Origin of the sequence: Sphaerotilus mobilis (genome assembly GCF_004216565.1) — a bacterium.
Taxonomy (GTDB): Bacteria; Pseudomonadota; Gammaproteobacteria; order Burkholderiales; family Burkholderiaceae_C; genus Sphaerotilus; species Sphaerotilus mobilis.
The window spans coordinates 326,525-344,527 of record NZ_SGWV01000008.1; the positions used below are offsets into that span (position 1 = coordinate 326,525).

Here is an 18,003-nt window from a genome sequence, read left to right on the forward strand (position 1 = left end):
ATGCCCCGGACGGGCAGCCTGATCCTGGTGCGCCACGGCCGCACGGCCGGCAATGGCCAGCAGCACGTCGGCTGGCTCGACCTGCCGCTGGACGAGGTCGGCGAGGCCCAGGCCCGGCGCGCCGCCGAGTTGTTGCGCGATCGCCCGATCGCCGCGCTGCACGCCAGCACGCTGCAACGCGCGGTCGTCACCGCCCAGGCGATCCAGGCTGGCCGCGACGGACTGGTCCTGCAACGCCACGAGGCCCTGCGCGAGATCGACTACGGCATCCACACCGGCCGCAGCAAGGACGGCCCGCCGCTGAGGCTGCGGCACACACACATCGACCAGCCCATGCCCGGCGGCGAGAGCCTGGCCGATGTCGAACGCCGCGTCGATGCCTGGCTGCCGACGCTGGCGCCGCCGCTGTCGCGGGGCGACACCGTGGTTGTCGTGGCGCACTTCTGGAGCCTGCGCCTGCTGCTGGGCCGGCTGCGCGCGCTGGACGTGCGCGGCATGCTGGCCACGCGCGACTACAAGCCGGCCAATGGCTCGGTCGTGGTCCTGCCGGTTCAGGTCCACCCGGAAGGCGGACCCGCCCGCTGCGGCCTGCCGGTGGAACTGGCCAACGATGCGGTGACAGGCACAGACACACCATGAACATCCCCTGGTCCCACCGCGATGGCGACGACCCCGACGCGCCGCCACCGACCGACTTCCCGCAACGGCGCTGGTGCTTCGGCTCGGACTGGCTGGACAGCGGTCTGGCCGCCTCGCTGGGCTGGCCGGCCACACCCGCCGAGGTCGAGAACGTCTACTACCTGCCCGGCCGGCAACTGCAGGTGGTCTACCGGCTGGCGTGTGCCCCAGGCGGTCGGGTCACGCTGCTGTTCGCCACGCCAGGCGCCGAGCCCTTGACCGCCGAACCGGCACGGTGGTTGCCGCAGGCTCGCGCGCAGGCCTGGCTCTGGCCCGACGACCCGGCCGGCCTGCCGCTGGCCCGTTGGCTGTCGCCCGATCTGGCACGGCTGGCGCTGCCGGAGACCTTGCCTCGCCATGCCCGCTTGCGCGCCAGCCTCCTGTCCTACGCGCCGGGCGAGCGGCTGGCGTTGCGCTGGCAGCTCGATCCGCAGCGGCCCGACGCGCCGCTGTCGGCGGATGCCGACGCCTCCGCCGGCTGGGTCATGAAGGCCCAGCGCCAAGGCGTGGCCCATGCGACGGCCTTGCGCCGGCTGTGGCAGCAACCGGGGCGGCGCTGGCAAATGGCCGAGCCCTTGGTGGCTGAACCCTTGATGGCCGAGCCCTTGAACGCCAAGCCCCTGATCGCAGACCCGCTGCAGTCCGAACCGTCCGCGCTGCGCTGGGAGCGCTTCCTGCCCGGCATCCGCCTGGAAGACGCCGCCCGGGATCGCGGCTGGGACGCCGTGCTGCAGCAGGCCGCCACCGCCCTGGTCGACCTGCACCGACAGCCGCTGGACGGCCTGGAGATGTTGCCGCGCCAGAGCGGCGCGCAGGTCCACCGCCGGCTGGACCACAAGGTCATGAAAAGGATCCGGGCGGCGCTGCCGGGCTTGTCCGACCGGGCCCAGGCGCTGGCCGACCGGCTGGGCCGCTGCGTGCCTGAGCGGGGTGACCGGCCCGCTGCCTTGCTGCACGGCGACCTGCACACCGGCAACCTGCTGCTGCGCCCGGACGGCGGCGTCGCCTTCATCGACCTGGACAGCCTGATGGTGGGCGACCCAGCCTGGGACATGGCGCTGCTGTCGACCCGGCTGATGCTGATCGGCCTGCTGGACCCGGCCCAGGCGGCCGGCCTGGCCGGGCCGCTGGCCGCCTGGCCGCAGACCTGCATCGCGGCAGGCGGCGACCCCGATCTGCTGCCCAGCTACCGGTGGCATGTGGCCACCCTGCTGCTGTCGCGTCAGGTCAAGACCTGCGTGCGGCACCACGCGCCGGGCATGACCCGCCTGGCAAGCGCCCTGCTGGCACAGGCCGAGGCGATCTGCCCGGACGCGCCCTGATCGTCGCCAAGGCGCGCCGTCAAGGCACGCCGTCAATGCACGCCGTCAAGGCACGCCGTCAAGGCACGCCGTCACACCACGTGCTGGTCCAGCAAGTAGGTCGCGTGGTGATGCTGGGCCAGCCGCTCGACCAGCCACGGCAGGCAGGCGGCCAGCGTGGCGTGCAGGGTGTACGGCGGGTTGAGGATGAACATGCCGCTGCCGGTCAGGCCATAGCCCTGGGCATCGGCCTGCTGGACGCTGATGCGCGCATGCAGCCAGCCCTTGGGCGCCAGCGCCTGGAGCCGGCGCGGCAACTGGCCGGCCTCGACCCGGCTGACCTGCGGATACCAGACCACGTAGACCCCTTCGGCAAAGCGCCTGAGCGCATCGCGCAGGCTGTCGACCACGCGGGCGTAGTCGCTGGCCAGTTCGTAGGACGGGTCCATCAGCACCACGGCCCGGCGCGACGGCGGCGGCAACTGGCCCTTGAGCGACTCGAAGCCGTCGGCCTGGGCGAGTTGCACGCCCCGCGCGTGGCCGAGGTGGTCCGACAAGATGCCGAACTCGGTCGGGTGCAGCTCGAACAGCCGCAGCTGGTCCATCGGCCGCAACAAGGCCTGGGCAATGGCCGGCGAGCCCGGGTAGTGGCGCAGCGGCAAGGAGCCGCCTGCGGCGCCACCGGACGCGCCGCCATCGGTGTTCTGGCGGGCGTTGAAGGCCCGCACCAGATCGAGGTAGTCGGTCACGGCGGCGGGTGCGTCGTCGACGTCCCACAGGCGGGCGATGCCCTGCAGGTACTCGCCCTTCTTCTGCGCCTGGGCGCTGTCCAGCGCATAGCCGCCGCCGCCGGCATGGGTGTCGACCAGGCGGTAGGGCTTGTCCTTGAGAGCCATGTGGCGCAGCACCTGGACCAGCACCAGGTGCTTGAGGACGTCGGCATGGTTGCCGGCATGGAAGGCGTGTCGGTAGGCGAGCATCGGATAGGGCTGGGGGTTCTACGGAGTTGGGTGGCGTGACGGCAACGAAATGCCCCGAAATGCAAAAAGCGAACGAAGGCCGATCACCCGGCCGTCAGCTTACACACTATCGTCAGGTCAGAACCCAGGCGAGCGCAGGTCCCGCTGCGACGCTGCGACGACACCGTCCGACCCAGAAGCTGACTGGCCATGAAGCGCGCGCCCACCGTCGAAGATCACGTCCCCCTCCGACCCCGCGCGAGCGGACCGAGCCGTGTCGGGATGAGCCTGCTGGTCGCCCTGAACCTGGCGCTGGTCGCTTGTGGCGGCGGGGGCAGTGACGGCGCCACCGGCGCCGAAGGGTCTGCCGGCGAAGCCTCGCCCGAGCCGGTCACCCAGACCATCACGGGCGAGGCCGTGCTGCCCGCCGGCGAGGCCAACTGCGGCGAGCTCGGGATGAAGGAGGTGGCGACCGAACGGCTGTCGCTGATCCGGGCCCAGCCCCAGGTCTGCGGCGGCTTGGGCCGCTACCCGGCCGCCGGCCGTGTGCGCTGGAACGCCCAGCTTTACGAGGCCGCGCAGGTCCACAGCCTGGACATGGCCAACCGGTCGTATTTCGAGCACGACGGTTCGGCGCAGGACACCCCAGCGCAACGCGTGACCAACACCGGCTACCGCTATGTCCGGGTGGCCGAGAACATCGCCCGCGGTCCCGCCAGCAGCGCCCGCAAGGGCTTGCTCGACACGGCGGCCGCGATGAAGCTCTGGCAGGAAAGTCCACCGCACTGCGCCAACCTGATGTCGCCCTCGGTCACCGAGATCGGGCTGGCCTGCGTCGTCAACCGCAGCAACGTGCGCTACTGGACGCTGGTGCTGGCCCGGCCGGCATCCTGAAGCCGAACGCGGGTCCGCCGAAACCGACCCACCAGGCCCATCCTGCGCCTGTGGCTCAGCCGCCGCTGCCGCCCCGCGCCAGACCCAGTCGCTCGACCGTGCGCTTTTCGGCCGCATAGGCCTCGCGCATCGAGCGGCCGTAGTCGTCCGGGCCGAGGTAGTCGACGGTCTGGTCGTACTTCGCCAGTTCGGCCACATGGGCCGGGTCGTTCAGGGCCGACCGGAAGGCGTCGTGCAGCACCTGCACCACCTCGGCGGGCAGGCCACGCGGGCCGACCAGGCCGTAGGGCGAGCTGGCGACGATGCCGTGGCCCAGCTCCTTGAGCGTGGGCACCTGCGGCCAGCGCTGGGTGCGCTGGCCGCCGAAGGTGGCCAGCAGGCGCAGCTTGCCGCTGTCGACATAGGGCGCGAAGCCGTTGGAATTGACGCCCACCATGACCTGCCCGGCCGACACCGCCAGCATCTGCTCGGCCGTGCCCTTGTAGGGCACGTGGGTGTAGGTCAGGCTGCGACGACCGAACAGGTCGTCCATGACGACGTGTGGGGTGGTGCCCACGCCGTTGGTGGCGAGGGTCAGTTCGCCCGGACGGCTGCGGGCCCAGGCGAACAGGTCCTCGACGCTGCGCAGCTCGCTGGCGGCGGGCACGACGATGCCGAAGGTCACGCCGGTCAGCTGCAGGATGGGCGTGGTGTCGCGGATCGGGTCCCACAACACCTTCTGGACATGTGGCGCGCGCAGCACCGGCTGGGGCAGCTGGGCGATGGTGTAGCCATCGGGCGCGGCTTGCTGCAGCACCGGCATGACCAGCGTGCCACCGGCGCCGGAACGGTTTTCGACCACCACGCGCTGGCCCAGCTTGTGGCTGGCCAGTTCGGCCAGCAGGCGCATCGTCAGATCGGTCGCGCCGCCAGCCGGCCACGGCACCCACAGGGTGATGGTCCGCTGGGGAAATCGGCCGTCCTGCGCCAGGCTGGCCACCGGCAGCGCGGCGGCCGAACCGGCGCTGCAGGAAGCCAGCCAGGCCAGCAGGCGGCGGCGTTGGATCAGTGCCATTCGTTCAACTCCAGGGTCTGTGTGCCCCCGACCAGAAAGGTCGAGTTGGCCGGTTCCTCGCGCACCACGCGCACCAGGCCCGGGCCTGGGCAATACCACTCGGTGGTGGTCAGCGGCAGGTCGCGCCAGCCCTGCACCGGGTCGGCGAACAGGCGCATCTGCGCCGTGCCCTTGACCCGGACGCACAGGCTGTAGCGGCCTGCGGCGCTGTCGACGGTCTCGCCGACCGCCTCGATCGTGTAGGTCATGATGACCGGCGCATGGGTATGGCGGATCTCGGGCGGAAACTCCTGCCGGCGCCGCAACAGGTAGGCGGTCGTGCTGGCCTGCCACTGCGTGCCGACCACCAGCGGCTGGCGCAGCACGTAACGCGGTGCCGGATCGGCCACCGGCTCGGCCTCGGTGTCGTTCTTGCTCGCCACCCGGTAGACACCGCTGTCGTCGCTGCGCAGCCAGTAGTCGACGCCCGAGTCGCTGCGCCGGTGCCAAGCACGACCGATGCCGGACAGGTCATCGGCACCACGGCTGGTGATCACCAGCTCGTCGCGCTCGACGACGTCGTTCTCCCAGGTGCTGGTCTGGCGGTAGACCCAGCGGTGCCCGCCTTCGAGCGGAAACATCGCCACGGCCGCGCCGGACGGGCTGCAGCCGCCCAGCACCACGCTGCCAACGATGGCCGCACCGATCAGTGCAGCCAGCAGCGTGCGCCGCAGCGGTGCCGACAAGACCCGCCGTCGACCGGGACGTTCACGTGGCATCGGCGAGTTCACGTCATTTCTCCGGCAGTTGCGGCGCGGGCAGGTCGCGGATCTTGACGACCTGCTCGTCGCTGCCCGGCCGCAGCCAGTTCAGACCCTTGCGACCGGCCTTCGGTTCGGCCTGGCCCATCTGCGTGACGCCCTGGCGCGACTTCTTGATGCCCTCGTTGAGCAGCGCATGCAGGTCCTTGGCGTAGGGCAACTGGTAGCCACGCGGCTGGCGCACGGGCTTGCCGTCCTGCAGCGCCTGGACCCAGATGAACAGCGCGCCCGGGCCCTTGTTGGTCGGCTCCTCGATGACGGCGGCCAGCAGCACGAAGCGTTCGGGCAGCGCGTCGGTGGTCGGCCAGCCGGCGAGGTCGTGCACCACGCCGTCGGCCCAGAAATAGAAGACCGCCACGCCGGTCACCAGCAGGCCCTTGAGCCAGCCAGGCCAGCGGGACCACAGCAGCGCCAGCACGGTCAGTGCGGCCAGCACGACGAAGGTGAGGGTCAGGGCGAGGGTCATGCGTGGCTCATGTCGATCGGGTTCATCGTGTACGGCGTGTTCATCGGCTTCGTTCAGAGTCGCTGCACCAGCGACTTCGGCAGCGTGTTGATCTGGGTGACCGCGCCGTCCGACAGCAGCGTGAAGCGCGCGGCGGTGCCTTCGTCGCCCTTGCGGGCCAGCGGCAGCGAGCCGTAGTACACGACCTCGGCGCGCGGGTTGACCTTGACGATGCTGACGGTCACCTCCACCGGCTTGCCGTCCTTGCTGTCGTAGTAGTGGGCGTTGACGGTGTACTCGCCCGGGGCGATGCCGCGCAGCGTCACCACCTCCTGGTTGAGCGGGTTCACGACCTGACGGCCGTTGACGACGATGGTGTCGTTGGCCAGCCCCCGGTCATCGCGGTCCAGGTGCATCAGGCCAGCTTCGCGGGCGCGGAACCAGACCAGGTTGCCACCCGGGTCCTGCACCCAGGTGTCGATGTCGTTGGGATTCAGGTCGGGCCAGGAGACGGTGACGATGTACTCGGCCTTGGCAGGGATGTCGCCGGCCTTCAGCGCCTTCGGGTTCATCGCCAGCAAGGCGATCAGGAAGCAGAAGACGAAGGCGATCAACATGTTGAACAACATGTCGTAGAAGGGATCGACCTCGGCCTCGCGGCCACTCCGGGCCCGGCGTGCTCGTGCCATCGCTCAGCCCTGCCCGGCCGTGCCGGCGTGGCGCAGGCCCAGGCGCTGGCAGTCGGCGATGAAGAGGTCGGCATAGCGGTCCAGCCGGGTCAGCTGCAGTCCCAGCAGGATGTTGCCGACCAGGCCGACCATGGTGGTCAGCAAGGCGATGCCCAGTCCCGAGGTCAGCGTGCGCAGCAGGTCCTGGGTCTGGTTCGGGTCAAAGCTCTGCAGCTGGCCGATCTGGATGGCCAGGATCGAGAAGCCGATCACCTTGCCCAGCAGGCCCAGCTTGAGCTGGATGCCGTTGACCCACCAGGCGGTGTGGTGCGGCCCCTGCGCCTGTTCAAGCAGCAGGTCCAGCGGCGCATCGGCATCGCGCGGCGATGCCGCCAGCGCCGCCCAGTAGCTCGCGGCCCAGCCGTCGGCATCGTGTTCGGCATGACCGGCCACCGGACGTTGCCGGGCCGCCTCCATCAGCCGGCGCTGGTGCTGCAGCTCCCGCGATCGGGCGCCGCACCACAGGGTCGCACCGGCAAAGATGACGATGATGACCAGCGTCAGCCCCGTCGGATCGGAGCGCAGCAGCAGACCCCAGACCCCGCGCACGCCCAGCAGCCAGGTCGCGAAGATCAGCAGGCCGCCGAGCGTCAGCCACTCCAGCCAGATCGGCTCGATCGCCGGTGCGCCGTCGCGCTTGTTGCGGATCGCACCCATGTCAGCCACGCTTGGTCAGGGCGCCGAAGCCACGCTGCGGGTCATAGCCCCAGCTGGCGACGCCAAAACAAAGGGCCAGCGTGCCCAGCACGATCCACGGCGACATGCCCGGGTCCTTGTCGTAGAGCGCAAAGCGCAGCCACTCGACGGCATGGGTGAAGGGGTTGAAGCGGGCGATCTGGAAGACCCAGTCGGCGCCCGCCTCCTCCAGCTTCCACAGCGGATAGAGCGCGGTGGACATGAAGTACATCGGGAAGATGACGAAGTTCATCGTGCCGGCGAAGTTCTCGAGCTGCTTGATGTGGACGCTCAGCAGCAGGCCCAGCGCGCCCAGCATCAGCGCGGCGCTGACCGCCGCGACGATGACGTGCGGCGTCTGTGGCCCCCAGACCGGCAGTTCGGTGCCGAGCAACCAGGCGATGGCGACAAAGGCCAGCGCCTGGATCAGCGACAGCACGGCGGTCGCCACCAGCTTGGACAGCAAGATCCAGGTGCGTGGCAGCGGCGCGGTCAGCAACAGGCGCATCAGGCCCATTTCCCGGTCATAGACCATCGCCAGGCTGGACTGCATGCCGTTGAACAGCAGCACCATGCCGATCAGCCCGGGCGCGATGTAGACGTCGTAGGGGATGTAGGTGTCGTAGGGCTCAGCGATCGCCACCCCGAAGACGTTGCGAAAGCCCGCCGCGAACACCGCCAGCCACAGCAGCGGGCGCACCAGGGCCGACACCAGCCGGCCGGTCTGGCGCATGAACTTGGCGAGTTCGCGGGCGACGATCGCCCACATCGCCTGCAGCGCGTGCGGCAGGCCGGTGCGCGCCGCAGCATCGTTCGGTGAGGTCATCCGCGCGCCTTGCAGAGCTTTTCGGGCGCGTCAGCACCCAGGGTGTCGAGCTTGTTCTTCGGGTGCAGGATGCCGTCGGACGGCGCCAGCGAGACGACGCCCTGCCCGTCGGTCATCAACATCGTCTGGCGCATCTGGCCGTCCCACGGACGAAAGCCCATCGTCACGCCCTTGGAGCCGTCCAACTCCAGGGCAGCCAAAGCCTTGTGCACCGCGGCGGCCGGACCCTTGGGGGCCTCGACGGCCGCCGCCGCAATGGCCTTGCCGGCCATCCAGGCCGACCACTCATGGCCGCCCATCGGCCGCTTGGCATCGCGGGTGAAGCGACGCGAGACCTGCGGCGCGCCGTAGCGCTCGTACTGCGGATGCCAGGCCACCGCCGTCAGGCCGGCATCGCCGACCACCGGGCGCGGCAGGACCGTGCGGTAGGGCAGGCTGCGGGCGAACTCGCCGTCGCTGTCGACCACCCAGACGACGTCGTAGCTGCCCTGTGTCAGCAGCGCCGGATTGGCCAGGTCACGCTCGCGCGGGTCGCCCGAGAGCTTGAAGGGCTTGCTGCCGGCCAGCTTCAGGCCGTAGCGCTTGATTGCCGCCTGCGCCACGGCGCTGCGCTGGGCATCGGCCGGGCTCGGGCCGGTCAGCAGCAGCACGCCGGACCACTTCTGCGCCACCAGGGTCTGCGCCAAGGCATCGGCGCGCATGCGGTCGCTGGGCAGGGTGTGGAACAGGCGGGGGCGGCAGTCCTTCTCGCGCAGCGCGTCGCTGGCATCGCCGACGTTGATGACCGGCAGCTTGACCGCATCGGCCACGGCCAGCGTCTGGGCCGGCGACAGGTCGGTCAGCACAAAGGTCGCGCCGCCCTTCTCCGCCTTCTCGGCAGCCGCGCGTGCGGCCTCCGGCGTGGCGGCGACGTTGACGACCTCGAAGCTCACCGTCGCGCCGGCCGACTCCAGTTCGAGCGCCGCTTCCTTCAACGCCACCCGGATGCCATCGGCCGCCGGACCGCCGGTGTGGCCCAGGTAGGCCCGCTCGATCCGGTTGCGGTCCAGCCGCGGGTCGTCCTCGGGGGCAATCAGCACGGCCTTGAAGGCTGCGGCCTGCGCCAGCGTCATCGCCAGCAGGCCTGCCATGCCCAACAGGACCGGTCTGACCGTTCGGACCTGTCGCTGCGAGGGACGGACGGACAGAAGGGCCGTCCGGCCGCAGCGGCCGTGGAAGGGGGTGCGCATCGTTTGTCTCCTGTGTTCTGGGTCCGACCGCCCATCGAGGGGCGGTTCGGTGCGGCCCGTCCGGGGCCGCGGTCTCGGATCGTTGTTGGGCGCGTGATGGGGGCGTGATGGCGCCCTCATCGGGGCGTGGCTCCGCTCAAGTCGTGGCGTGGATGAAGGCTTCCTCCAAGCGCGTGCCTCCGAGCGCTGCGGCCACCTCGGCCGGCGTGCCGTCTGCCAGCAGCTTGCCTTTGTGCAGCACCACGACGCGGTCGGCCGCTTCTGCCTCTTCGACCAGGTGCGTGGCCCAGAGCACGCTGCTGGCCCGGGCGGCGACATCGGCCCGGATGGCGGCCAGCAGGTCGCGGCGCGATTTCGGGTCCAGGCCGACGGTCGGCTCATCCATCAGCACCAGCGCCGGGCGGTGCAACAAGGCCCGCACGAGCTCGACCTTGCGGCGGTTGCCGCCTGAGAGTTCACGCACCGTGCGGCCCAGCTCGGTGCCCAGGCCCATGGCGGCACAGCCCAGCGCGATGCGCTCGGTTGTGACGCTGCGTGGCAGGCCATGCAGGTCGGCGTGAAAGCGCAGGTTGCGTTCGACCGACAGATCCAGATCCAGCGACATCTGCTGGAACACCACGCCGATGTGGCGCAAGGCGGCCGAGGGCGAGCGACGCACCGCGATGCCCGCGACGTCGACATCGCCTTCGTCGGCCGCAAAAAGCCCCGTCAGGACCTGGAACAAGGTCGACTTGCCGGCGCCGTTGGGCCCGAGCAGGGCCACCCGCTGACCGGGCGGAATCTGCAGGCTCAGGCCCGCGAGTGCGACCCGCTCGCCATAGCGCTTGACCAGTCGGTCGACGCGCAGGATCGGCGGGGTGCCGGTGTTCAGGCTCATCAGAGTTCGACCTCCATGCGGTCCGATGCGGGTTCGAGTCCCCAGCGCTCGATCAGTTGCTCACGCACCGTGGTCTGGGCATCGTCGGCCGACTCCAGCACCAGCCGTCGACTGGCCCGCGCACCTTCGAGGGCGCTCCATGGCTCGTTGGCGGCGTCGGGCGTCCAGCGCAGGGCGGCCGGCGATTCATGCGCCGGGCTGGCCGGGCTGCCGCCCAGCAGCACGCAGTCGGCCTCGCGCATCCATTCCCCGGCCATGGCGCCAACCCCGGCCACGCTGGAAGCGCAGAAAAAGCGCTGGCCGGTCTGCAGGTCACGCACCGCCAGCGCGATGGTCGAGCCGACCTGCGGCCCACTGGCGTGGTGACTGTGGCGAGGCAGCGGGCCATCGGTGGCCACCGCCGTGAATTCAAGCTGCGGCTGGCCGTCGACCTGGAACACCGCGCTGCGGCATTCGCCGGCCACCGGGATGACATGCCAGTGCACGCCGCAGTAGTGCTCCAGCATCGGCAGCACCGGCAGGTTGTGGCTGAGTTCCTCGAACACCGCTGGCGTCGCGAACAGGTGGATGGGGGCGCCGTCACGCAGGCTCAGCAAGCCCGTGACATGGTCCATCTGCGCATCCGTCAGCACGACGGTGCGCACGGCGGCATCAGCCAGCCCGGGATGGCGCAGCAGCCGGGCGTCGGTCGCCAACTGGTCGGCCACGGCCGGCGTCACATTGACCAGCAACCAGTGCCGACCGTCGCCCGACAGCGCCGCCGCGCCCGCCGTGCGACTGGGCGGCATGTGCGCCAACTGGCTGCGCTGGGGCAGCGGCACGGCGTCCACGCCGCCCTTGAGCACCACCAGCTTCACGTCTGACCCCACATCGCTGTACTTCCTCGCCTGGTTCATGGGCCGCTCCCGACAGGCGTCTTGGCGCCGACACGCGGGGCGGTGTCAAAGCGGTGTCGAGCAAGAGACATGCCGCGAGACAGGCCCGTCAACTTGACGCGCACGGCCACCGAACGACCGTTCGTTTTGATGGAAAACACCGAGCCAGCCACCCACGCCGCGCCAGCGGCTGCGCCCGGCACCGTCGAACACTGTTCCAAGGTGACACATCGCTGCGTTGGCGCATGGGTTCGGCGCTCCATGCACGTCGCACGACCGGTCGCCCCTATGCTGTCGCAGCGGCGGCGTGACACTGTGTCGCACCGCGCCCAGCTTTTCGAACCACTTGCTGACGTGACCTCCATCGCTCCCGCTCCTGTCCCCGCTCCTGTCCCCGCTACTACCTCGGCTTCCGCCTCCACTTCGGCTCCCATGCGGATCGGACGCTCTTTGATGCTGGCGCTGACCCTGCTGTCCAGCACCGTGTCGACCACGGCCAGCGCCCAGGACGCGCCGCCCACGCCCGCGGCCGTCCCTTGCACGACGCCGTCCGGCCAGCCCGCCATTGCCGGCTGGCAAGCGCTGGGCCCGGACCTGTGGTGGCTGCCAGGTGCACCGGGCGACAGCAATGACGTCAACCGGGGCGCGATATCCAACCTCTTGCTGCTGATCGACGGCACCCGCACCTGGCTGGTCGGCGCCGGGCCGAGTGCGGCATACGGGCGCGCGCTGGCCGCCAACATCCGCTGCCGCTTTGGTCGCGACGTCAGCGACGCGATCGCGCCGTGGCCGCGTCCGGAGCTGGTGCTCGGACTTGCCGGGCTGCCGGCCGGCGTGCGCTTGTGGGCCCATGCCGACGTCGCCGCCGCCATGGCCGAACGCTGCGGCCACTGTGTCGAGCGGCTGGCATCGCGGCTGGGCAAGCAGGCCGGTGACCTGGGTGACCCGGTCTCGATCCCTCGCCCCGGGTCGCTGCTGAGCGGCGACCAGGGTCGGCTCGGCCCTTGGCACTGGTGGCTCATCGAACGCACGCCCGGCACCGTGACGACGCTGTGGTGGCATGCGCCCAGCGGCGTGGCGACGGCGCACGGCCTGTCCTGGAGCGACGGCGCGCCCGACCTGCGCGACGCCACGCTCGACGGCCTGTTCGCAGGGGTGGCACGGCTGGAGCAGATCGGCGCAGACCTGCCGGGCCCAAGCCCGCGCTGGCTGCCCGAACAAGGTGACATCGGCGCGCTGGCCGCGCCCGCCGCACAGGCGGCGTACTGGCAGTCCCTGCGGCGCGCGGTCGATGCCGCGCTGGCTGCGGGTGTCGGCGAGACCGATCCCGCGCCGAGCTCCCTGCCGGGCGTTCCGTCCGGGCTGACCCGTGGCGAGCGACATGCCCTGAACTGGCAAAGGGCCTGGCGCGAGCGCGAGGAACAGGCCTTCGAGTCGGCGCCCGCCGAGCGCTGAGGCGCCGCACCCATCCGTCGACCGCCGCGCATCAGGCCGGCTTGTTCCAGCGCAGCTTGCGGTAGATGGTGTTGCGGCTGATGCCCAGCTGCTTGGCCGCCACGGAGATGTTGCCGCCGGCCGCCTCGACCGCCGTGCGGATCGACATCAGCTCGATGTCCTCCAGCGAGCGCGGCGTTGCCTCCACCGGCATGCCACGGGCCACGCCGGGTGGCAGGCTCGCAGAGCCCAGGGTCGACACCGGCAGGTCGGCGACAGCTGTTGCCGCGACAGCCGCCGAAGACAGGGCCGCAGCCGCCGGCATCGTCAACTCGGCGCGCCCCTCGGGCGTGACGGCGGCGCGCGCCTGACGCTCGTCGAGCGCTCGACGGGCGTCCTCGATGAAGTCGTCCGACAGGTGGTCGCGCGTGATGACGCGCTCGCCCGCCGCCATGACGCAGGCGGTGCGCAGCACGTTGAACAACTGGCGCACGTTGCCGGGCCAGGCATAGGCCTGGAACAGCCGCATCACCTCGGCGCTGAGCGTGGGCGCGGTGCGACCGCATTCGCGCTCCAGGATGCGTTCGACCAGCGGCAGCAGGTCGCTGCGTTCACGCAGCGGGGGCAGGCGCACGGCCAGGCCGTTGAGGCGGTAGTAGAGGTCCTCGCGGAAGGTCTTCTGCTCGATCATCTCGCGCAGGTTGCGGTGGGTCGCGCAGACCAGCATGACGTCGACCGCGACCGACTTGGCGCTGCCCAGCGGCGTCACCTGACGCTCCTGCAGCACCCGCAGCAGGTGGGCCTGCAGGGCGATCGGCATGTCGCCGATCTCGTCGAGGAAGAGCGTGCCGCCGTTGGCCTGGACGATCTTGCCGACCGCGCCCTTGCGGCGCGCGCCGGTGAAGGCGCCTTCCTCGTAGCCGAACAGCTCGGCCTCGATCAGCGTGTCCGGGATGGAGGCGCAGTTGACCGCCACGAAGGGCTGCTTGGCGCGGTCGGAATCCTGGTGGATGGCGCGGGCCAGCAGTTCCTTGCCGGTGCCGGTCTCACCCAGCACGAGGATGGGGATGTCGCGGTTGAGCACGCGACGGATCTTGTCGAGCAGCGATCCGACCGCCGCATCGCCGGTGGCCAGTCGGGCCAGCCCGTCGCGGGCGGCGCCACCGGCGGGTGATGCACCCGACGCGGCGACCGACCCGGCACCCGACACCGGGCCGGCAGACCCCGACGGCGGGAAGGGGGACGGCGCGAAGGGGGACGGCGTGCTGGCCGTAGGCGCACTGGCGGACGCCGAGCCGGCCTCGCCCGCCGCCGTCGCCGCGCCACCGGTCGCCAGATCGCCGGTCTGCTCGCGCAGCATCGTGTCAAAGCTCTGCCAGACCGGCCAGTTGAAGCGTGCGTAGACGTGGAACTGGCGGCCGTTGTTGGTCTCCAGCGGCAGCGGCGTCGCCAGCGGCGAGCGGAAGCGGTCAACCAGCGCGGCGACCGTGGTGCCGAACAGCGTGCTCAGGCTGTGCATGCGCAGGGCCGCGCCGCTCAGGCCCAGCTGCTCCAGCGCGCCACGGTTGGCACCCACCAGCTTGCCGTCCTGGCTGACCGCGACGATGCCCTCCATCAAGGTGCCGATGAACTCGACCCGGCTGTGGAAGTGCAGGCGCATGACGTTGCGGTAGTCGTCGGTGAGCCAGTGGTTCTCGATCATCCGCGCGCTCATCTTGACCAGCCCCATGGTGTGCTGGTGGTAGCCGCGGTGGTCGCCCGAGACGTCGAGCACGCCCAGGATGTTGCCGCGCGGGTCCAGGATGGGTGCGGCCGAGCAGGTCAGGAAATGGTTGGCATGCAGGTAGTGCTCATCGGCATGGACCAGCACCGGGCGCTCCTCGATCAGCGCGGTGCCGACCGCATTGGTGCCCTTGTACTGCTCGGACCAGTTGGCACCGGGCGCCAGCGCGACCTTGGAGGCGCGGCTGAGGAAGTCGTCCACGCCGATCGAATGCAGGATCACGCCGGTCGCATCGGTCAGCACCACCATGCTCTTCGACTCGACGATCTGGTCGTGCAGCATCTCCATGACCGGCGAGGCGTGGGCATAGAGACGCTGGTTGCGTTCGCGCACGACCGACAGGTCGGTGCGGCCGAGCGGCGAAAAATCGGGCCGCTCGATGCGCGACAGGCCGAGCGCCTGGCAACGCTCATGCGACTGGTCGATGCGTTCGACGTGTTCCTCCGGCAGTTGCAGCGCTGAGGCGACCGGGCGGCGGGGCTCCTCGGCCTGCAGGCGGGCGCGTGCGCTGCCGATCGGCGGCAGGTAACTCGTGGACATGCAGGTCTCCAGACTCTGTTCTTGCGGGTGTGACGGAGGCGCGCACCGGCACAACCGGGCATCGGACAGGCCGAAGGATGGTCGAGCCTGGCACCTCTTGCCACCCGGGAGTGTCCCGGGTGTGTCTCACGATGGAGCACATCGAAGGGCACCACGGAATGACACAAGCCGACACCGTGTCGCGCGCGCCAAGTCGCAACAGCGCACCCGGACAACCCCGCAAACCACCCGCCACCTGGGCTGCCGAGACGGCCGAAGTCGGCATGGCACGGACGTTGCAGACTCCGGCCCCGAGCACATTTCCCAACGATCCGGAGACACGTCGATGCCCCGCTCCCTGACCCTGCGCCCCGTGGCGCGCACCCTCGCCGCCCTGGCCCTCGCCGGCCTCAGCACCTGGGCCCTGGCCCATGGTGACGTCACGCCGCAAGCGGTCGACACCAGCACCTTGCCGCCGCTCGGCGAGGATTGGCGGCCCGAGAACCCGTACCGCGCCAACGACAAGGCGATCGCGATCGGCACGTCGGCCTACAACCAGAACTGCGCCCGCTGCCACGGCCTGGAAGCCATCTCCGGCGGCATCGCGCCCGACCTGCGCAAACTCGACAACGACTGCGCCAGTGCCAAGGACGCCCGCCGCAAGTCTGCTTGCGTGAAGGAAATGGACGACTATTTCGCTGGCAGCGTGCGCCGCGGCAAGGTCCGCAACGGCGCGGTCTACATGCCGCCGTTCGAGGGCATCTTGTCGCAGGAAGCGGTCTGGTCGATCAAGGCCTACCTCGAAACCCGCCGCGAGAAGCCGCTCTGAGCGACGGCTGGCCGCCGCAGCCCTTTCCCGTTCGGCGCCTCTGTGGCGCCGATGTCGCTTCTGATCGTCCAGGCGCCCTCCGAAGCGCCGAACCAAGAGAGTCCCGCCATGAACCGTCGTCGTTTCCTGCAGCAGGGCAGCGCCCTGGCCCTGGCGCTCGGCGCCGCCACCTCCACGAGCCGCGCCCTGGCCCAGGCGGCCGACGGCGCCTCGGCGCTGGAAAAGGTGCGTGCCCGCGGCCGGCTGATCGTCGGCATCTACAACGACCTGCCGCCCTTCCACACGGAAGGCAAAGGCATCGAGATCGAGCTGGCGAAGGCGCTGGCCAGCGGCCTGGGTGTCCAGCCGTCGGTGCTGCCGTTCGCGGCTGGCGAGAACATGTCCGACGACCTGCGCAACATGGTCTGGCGTGGCCACTACCTCGGCTGGGGCCCCGCCGACGTGCTGCTGCACGTGCCGGTCGACCGCCCCTTGATCGATGCCAGCCCACAGGTCGAAATCTTCGGCCCCTACTGGCGCGAACGTGTGGTGATCGCGCGTGACCTGAGCGTCGTCCCCAAGCTCGACAGCCTGGACGACCTGCGCAACCGCCGCATCGCGGTGCCGGGTCTGTCACTGGCCGGCTGGCTGATGATCGGCGCCGAAAACGGTCGCCTGCGCGAGCAGTTGCTGACCGACATGGGCAACGGCGTCGATGCCGCCCTGATGCTGCGCAAGGGCGAGGTGCCGGTGGCGGCTGGTCTGCGTTCGGAACTGGAATCGACCCTGCGCGACGACCCCCGCTATGCCATCACCCCGCTGCCGATCCCGCGTGCCCCGCGCGACGGCTGGGCGGTGGGCATGGCGGTCAAGCGCAGTTCCGGGGACCTGGCCCGTGCGCTGCAGAGCAGCCTCAACGAGCTGGCCGAACAAGGTCGCCTGCGCGAGATATTCGCCGGCGGCGGACTGGCCTGGCAAAAGGTCTGAGCCGGCCGCACCGGTCCGACCGCACAGGTATTCGCACGCAGGGCGGAAAGCCACCCCGAAGTACTTCGGTTTTCCGCCTCCGGGAATTTTGTGGCGTGAAGCTGGACCAGCCTCCGAAAACTTTGTCTATAATTTCGGTCTTTGCTGCAATAGGCCTGATCGAGTTGGTGATCAGAGGGTTGTCGGTCCGAACCGGGGACTACCCGGCTTGGACCGCTCCGCGCGGAACCCCATCAAGACACCGACCACCGAGGGCACAACCGAAGGATCCTTCAGTTCATGACGACCATCCGTGTCAAGGAAAACGAGCCGTTCGACGTGGCCCTGCGCCGCTTCAAGCGCACCATCGAGAAGCTCGGCCTGCTGACCGAACTGCGCGCCCGCGAGTTCTACGAGAAGCCCACCGCCGAGCGCAAGCGCAAGAAGGCTGCGGCCGTCAAGCGCCACTACAAGCGCGTGCGTTCGATGCAGCTCCCCAAGAAGCTGTACTGATCGCCCCGCGCGGCTGAACCGGATGCATGCAGCCGGCCAGTCGAACGAATGAGCCCACGCGGGACGCCGTGTGGGCTTTTTCATTTCCAGGACGCCTTTCTGCTGCTTGATCGCTGATCGTTGATCGTGGATCGAGCGCCCGCCGTCACCCCACTTCCGCCGAGACCTGCCATGAGCCTCAAGGACCGCATCACCGAAGACATGAAGGCCGCCATGCGCGCCAAGGACGCCGATCGACTCGGCACCATCCGCCTGTTGCTGGCGGCGCTCAAGCAAAAGGAGGTCGACGAGCGCGTGGTCCTCGACGACGCGATGGTCGTCGCCATCGTCGACAAGCTCATCAAGCAGCGCAAGGACTCGATTTCCCAGTTCGGTGCAGCGGGGCGCGACGACCTGGTCGCCAAGGAAAGCGCCGAGCTGCTGGTGCTGGAGGCCTACCTGCCCGCCCGCCTGGGCGCCGACGAGATCGACGCCGCCGTTCGCGCCATCGTGACCGAGCTGGGCGCCACCGGCCCCGGCGACATGGGCAAGGTGATGGGCGCGGTCAAGCAGAAGCTGGCCGGCCAGGCCGACATGGGCCTGGTTTCCGCCGCCGTGAAACGCGCCCTGCAGCCCTGATCGCCCGCCGACCGGAAGGCC

General features: G+C 70.1%; 19 protein-coding genes. 8 read left to right on the top strand and 11 right to left on the bottom strand.

The genetic code is table 11. The features are described 5' to 3' along the window. Together EV685_RS06885 and EV685_RS06890 are read left to right on the top strand one after the other, a co-directional pair. Nucleotides 1-639 (top strand): histidine phosphatase family protein, encoded by a 639-nt coding sequence (locus EV685_RS06885; RefSeq protein ID WP_165396734.1) that lies wholly within the window; start codon nucleotides 1-3, stop codon nucleotides 637-639. Then, nucleotides 636-2,000 (top strand): aminoglycoside phosphotransferase family protein, encoded by a 1,365-nt coding sequence (locus EV685_RS06890; protein WP_130481261.1) that lies wholly within the window; start codon nucleotides 636-638, stop codon nucleotides 1,998-2,000. Before EV685_RS06885 ends, EV685_RS06890 begins: the two co-directional genes overlap by 4 nt. A gap of 71 nt (nucleotides 2,001-2,071) precedes the next feature. Here the strand turns inward: EV685_RS06890 and EV685_RS06895 are convergent, their stop codons facing one another. Then, a complete protein-coding gene (locus EV685_RS06895; protein ID WP_130481262.1) occupies nucleotides 2,072-2,959 on the bottom strand; it encodes a 23S rRNA (adenine(2030)-N(6))-methyltransferase RlmJ in 888 nt (295 codons plus the stop codon). A 261-nt stretch (nucleotides 2,960-3,220) separates the two neighbouring features. On the opposite strand from EV685_RS06895, the gene EV685_RS06900 reads away from it, so the two are divergent. Further along, nucleotides 3,221-3,832 carry a CAP domain-containing protein gene (locus tag EV685_RS06900; protein WP_165396735.1) on the top strand — a complete coding sequence of 204 codons (612 nt, stop codon included), beginning with the start codon at nucleotides 3,221-3,223 and terminating at the stop codon, nucleotides 3,830-3,832. 55 nt (nucleotides 3,833-3,887) lie between these two features. On the opposite strand, the gene EV685_RS06905 is transcribed toward EV685_RS06900, so the two are convergent. The 9 genes from EV685_RS06905 to EV685_RS06945 all read right to left on the bottom strand — a co-directional run bounded on the left by EV685_RS06905 (nucleotide 3,888) and on the right by EV685_RS06945 (nucleotide 11,362). Beyond that, a complete protein-coding gene (locus EV685_RS06905; RefSeq protein ID WP_130481264.1) occupies nucleotides 3,888-4,886 on the bottom strand; it encodes a tripartite tricarboxylate transporter substrate binding protein in 999 nt (332 codons plus the stop codon). Further along, the gene (locus EV685_RS06910; protein WP_242615469.1) at nucleotides 4,877-5,644 is read right to left on the bottom strand and encodes a hypothetical protein; all 768 of its coding nucleotides are present in this window, start codon (nucleotides 5,642-5,644) and stop codon (nucleotides 4,877-4,879) included. The genes EV685_RS06905 and EV685_RS06910 overlap by 10 nt, the downstream gene beginning before the upstream one ends. Before the next feature lie 13 nt (nucleotides 5,645-5,657). Further along, the gene (locus tag EV685_RS06915) at nucleotides 5,658-6,152 is read right to left on the bottom strand and encodes a hypothetical protein (RefSeq protein ID WP_130481265.1); all 495 of its coding nucleotides are present in this window, start codon (nucleotides 6,150-6,152) and stop codon (nucleotides 5,658-5,660) included. Nucleotides 6,153-6,205: 53 nt separating this feature from the next. Then, on the bottom strand, nucleotides 6,206-6,820 hold the full coding sequence (locus EV685_RS06920) for a hypothetical protein (RefSeq protein WP_130481266.1): 615 nt from the start codon (nucleotides 6,818-6,820) through the stop codon (nucleotides 6,206-6,208). A 3-nt stretch (nucleotides 6,821-6,823) separates the two neighbouring features. Continuing rightward, nucleotides 6,824-7,516, bottom strand: coding sequence for a hypothetical protein (locus EV685_RS06925; protein WP_130481267.1), 693 nt, complete (start codon nucleotides 7,514-7,516; stop codon nucleotides 6,824-6,826). Nucleotide 7,517: 1 nt separating this feature from the next. After that, on the bottom strand, nucleotides 7,518-8,360 hold the full coding sequence (locus EV685_RS06930) for an ABC transporter permease (RefSeq protein ID WP_130481268.1): 843 nt from the start codon (nucleotides 8,358-8,360) through the stop codon (nucleotides 7,518-7,520). Further along, nucleotides 8,357-9,490 carry an ABC transporter substrate-binding protein gene (locus EV685_RS06935; RefSeq protein ID WP_130481269.1) on the bottom strand — a complete coding sequence of 378 codons (1,134 nt, stop codon included), beginning with the start codon at nucleotides 9,488-9,490 and terminating at the stop codon, nucleotides 8,357-8,359. The genes EV685_RS06930 and EV685_RS06935 overlap by 4 nt, the downstream gene beginning before the upstream one ends. A gap of 235 nt (nucleotides 9,491-9,725) precedes the next feature. Beyond that, nucleotides 9,726-10,466, bottom strand: a complete 741-nt coding sequence (locus EV685_RS06940; RefSeq protein ID WP_207224778.1) for an ABC transporter ATP-binding protein — start codon at nucleotides 10,464-10,466, stop codon at nucleotides 9,726-9,728. Beyond that, nucleotides 10,466-11,362: an MBL fold metallo-hydrolase gene (locus EV685_RS06945; protein WP_130481270.1), complete on the bottom strand. Its 897-nt coding sequence runs from the start codon at nucleotides 11,360-11,362 to the stop codon at nucleotides 10,466-10,468. Before EV685_RS06945 ends, EV685_RS06940 begins: the two co-directional genes overlap by 1 nt. 432 nt (nucleotides 11,363-11,794) lie before the next feature. On the opposite strand from EV685_RS06945, the gene EV685_RS06950 reads away from it, so the two are divergent. Next, complete coding sequence (locus EV685_RS06950; protein WP_130481271.1) at nucleotides 11,795-12,796, top strand: hypothetical protein; 1,002 nt, start codon at nucleotides 11,795-11,797, stop codon at nucleotides 12,794-12,796. A gap of 31 nt (nucleotides 12,797-12,827) precedes the next feature. Here the strand turns inward: EV685_RS06950 and EV685_RS06955 are convergent, their stop codons facing one another. Beyond that, a complete protein-coding gene (locus tag EV685_RS06955; protein ID WP_130481272.1) occupies nucleotides 12,828-15,098 on the bottom strand; it encodes a sigma-54-dependent Fis family transcriptional regulator in 2,271 nt (756 codons plus the stop codon). A 325-nt stretch (nucleotides 15,099-15,423) separates the two neighbouring features. On the opposite strand from EV685_RS06955, the gene pedF reads away from it, so the two are divergent. The 4 genes from pedF (at nucleotide 15,424) to EV685_RS06975 (ending at nucleotide 17,982) form a co-directional block, all read left to right on the top strand. Continuing rightward, complete coding sequence (gene pedF, locus EV685_RS06960; RefSeq protein ID WP_130481273.1) at nucleotides 15,424-15,906, top strand: cytochrome c-550 PedF; 483 nt, start codon at nucleotides 15,424-15,426, stop codon at nucleotides 15,904-15,906. A 108-nt stretch (nucleotides 15,907-16,014) separates the two neighbouring features. Beyond that, nucleotides 16,015-16,872: a substrate-binding periplasmic protein gene (locus EV685_RS06965; protein WP_130481274.1), complete on the top strand. Its 858-nt coding sequence runs from the start codon at nucleotides 16,015-16,017 to the stop codon at nucleotides 16,870-16,872. Between the two features lie 279 nt (nucleotides 16,873-17,151). Beyond that, a complete protein-coding gene (rpsU, locus tag EV685_RS06970; RefSeq protein WP_012346814.1) occupies nucleotides 17,152-17,364 on the top strand; it encodes a 30S ribosomal protein S21 in 213 nt (70 codons plus the stop codon). A 171-nt stretch (nucleotides 17,365-17,535) separates the two neighbouring features. Continuing rightward, nucleotides 17,536-17,982 carry a GatB/YqeY domain-containing protein gene (locus EV685_RS06975; RefSeq protein ID WP_130481275.1) on the top strand — a complete coding sequence of 149 codons (447 nt, stop codon included), beginning with the start codon at nucleotides 17,536-17,538 and terminating at the stop codon, nucleotides 17,980-17,982. The last annotated feature ends 21 nt before the right edge of the window (nucleotides 17,983-18,003 follow it).

What these genes read in the sequence shown, in the direction of transcription:
- rpsU (WP_012346814.1), top strand. Translation starts at nt 17,152, where the DNA reads ATGACGACCATCCGTGTCAAGGAAAACGAGCCGTTCGACGTGGCCCTG.
- EV685_RS06905 (WP_130481264.1), bottom strand. Translation starts at nt 4,886, where the DNA reads ATGGCACTGATCCAACGCCGCCGCCTGCTGGCCTGGCTGGCTTCCTGC.
- EV685_RS06975 (WP_130481275.1), top strand. Translation starts at nt 17,536, where the DNA reads ATGAGCCTCAAGGACCGCATCACCGAAGACATGAAGGCCGCCATGCGC.
- EV685_RS06895 (WP_130481262.1), bottom strand. Translation starts at nt 2,959, where the DNA reads ATGCTCGCCTACCGACACGCCTTCCATGCCGGCAACCATGCCGACGTC.
- EV685_RS06955 (WP_130481272.1), bottom strand. Translation starts at nt 15,098, where the DNA reads ATGTCCACGAGTTACCTGCCGCCGATCGGCAGCGCACGCGCCCGCCTG.
- EV685_RS06935 (WP_130481269.1), bottom strand. Translation starts at nt 9,490, where the DNA reads ATGGCAGGCCTGCTGGCGATGACGCTGGCGCAGGCCGCAGCCTTCAAG.
- EV685_RS06910 (WP_242615469.1), bottom strand. Translation starts at nt 5,644, where the DNA reads ATGCCACGTGAACGTCCCGGTCGACGGCGGGTCTTGTCGGCACCGCTG.
- EV685_RS06940 (WP_207224778.1), bottom strand. Translation starts at nt 10,466, where the DNA reads ATGAGCCTGAACACCGGCACCCCGCCGATCCTGCGCGTCGACCGACTG.
- EV685_RS06945 (WP_130481270.1), bottom strand. Translation starts at nt 11,362, where the DNA reads ATGAACCAGGCGAGGAAGTACAGCGATGTGGGGTCAGACGTGAAGCTG.
- EV685_RS06885 (WP_165396734.1), top strand. Translation starts at nt 1, where the DNA reads ATGCCCCGGACGGGCAGCCTGATCCTGGTGCGCCACGGCCGCACGGCC.
- EV685_RS06925 (WP_130481267.1), bottom strand. Translation starts at nt 7,516, where the DNA reads ATGGGTGCGATCCGCAACAAGCGCGACGGCGCACCGGCGATCGAGCCG.
- EV685_RS06950 (WP_130481271.1), top strand. Translation starts at nt 11,795, where the DNA reads ATGCTGGCGCTGACCCTGCTGTCCAGCACCGTGTCGACCACGGCCAGC.
- EV685_RS06930 (WP_130481268.1), bottom strand. Translation starts at nt 8,360, where the DNA reads ATGACCTCACCGAACGATGCTGCGGCGCGCACCGGCCTGCCGCACGCG.
- EV685_RS06900 (WP_165396735.1), top strand. Translation starts at nt 3,221, where the DNA reads ATGAGCCTGCTGGTCGCCCTGAACCTGGCGCTGGTCGCTTGTGGCGGC.
- EV685_RS06915 (WP_130481265.1), bottom strand. Translation starts at nt 6,152, where the DNA reads ATGACCCTCGCCCTGACCCTCACCTTCGTCGTGCTGGCCGCACTGACC.
- EV685_RS06965 (WP_130481274.1), top strand. Translation starts at nt 16,015, where the DNA reads ATGAACCGTCGTCGTTTCCTGCAGCAGGGCAGCGCCCTGGCCCTGGCG.
- EV685_RS06890 (WP_130481261.1), top strand. Translation starts at nt 636, where the DNA reads ATGAACATCCCCTGGTCCCACCGCGATGGCGACGACCCCGACGCGCCG.
- pedF (WP_130481273.1), top strand. Translation starts at nt 15,424, where the DNA reads ATGCCCCGCTCCCTGACCCTGCGCCCCGTGGCGCGCACCCTCGCCGCC.
- EV685_RS06920 (WP_130481266.1), bottom strand. Translation starts at nt 6,820, where the DNA reads ATGGCACGAGCACGCCGGGCCCGGAGTGGCCGCGAGGCCGAGGTCGAT.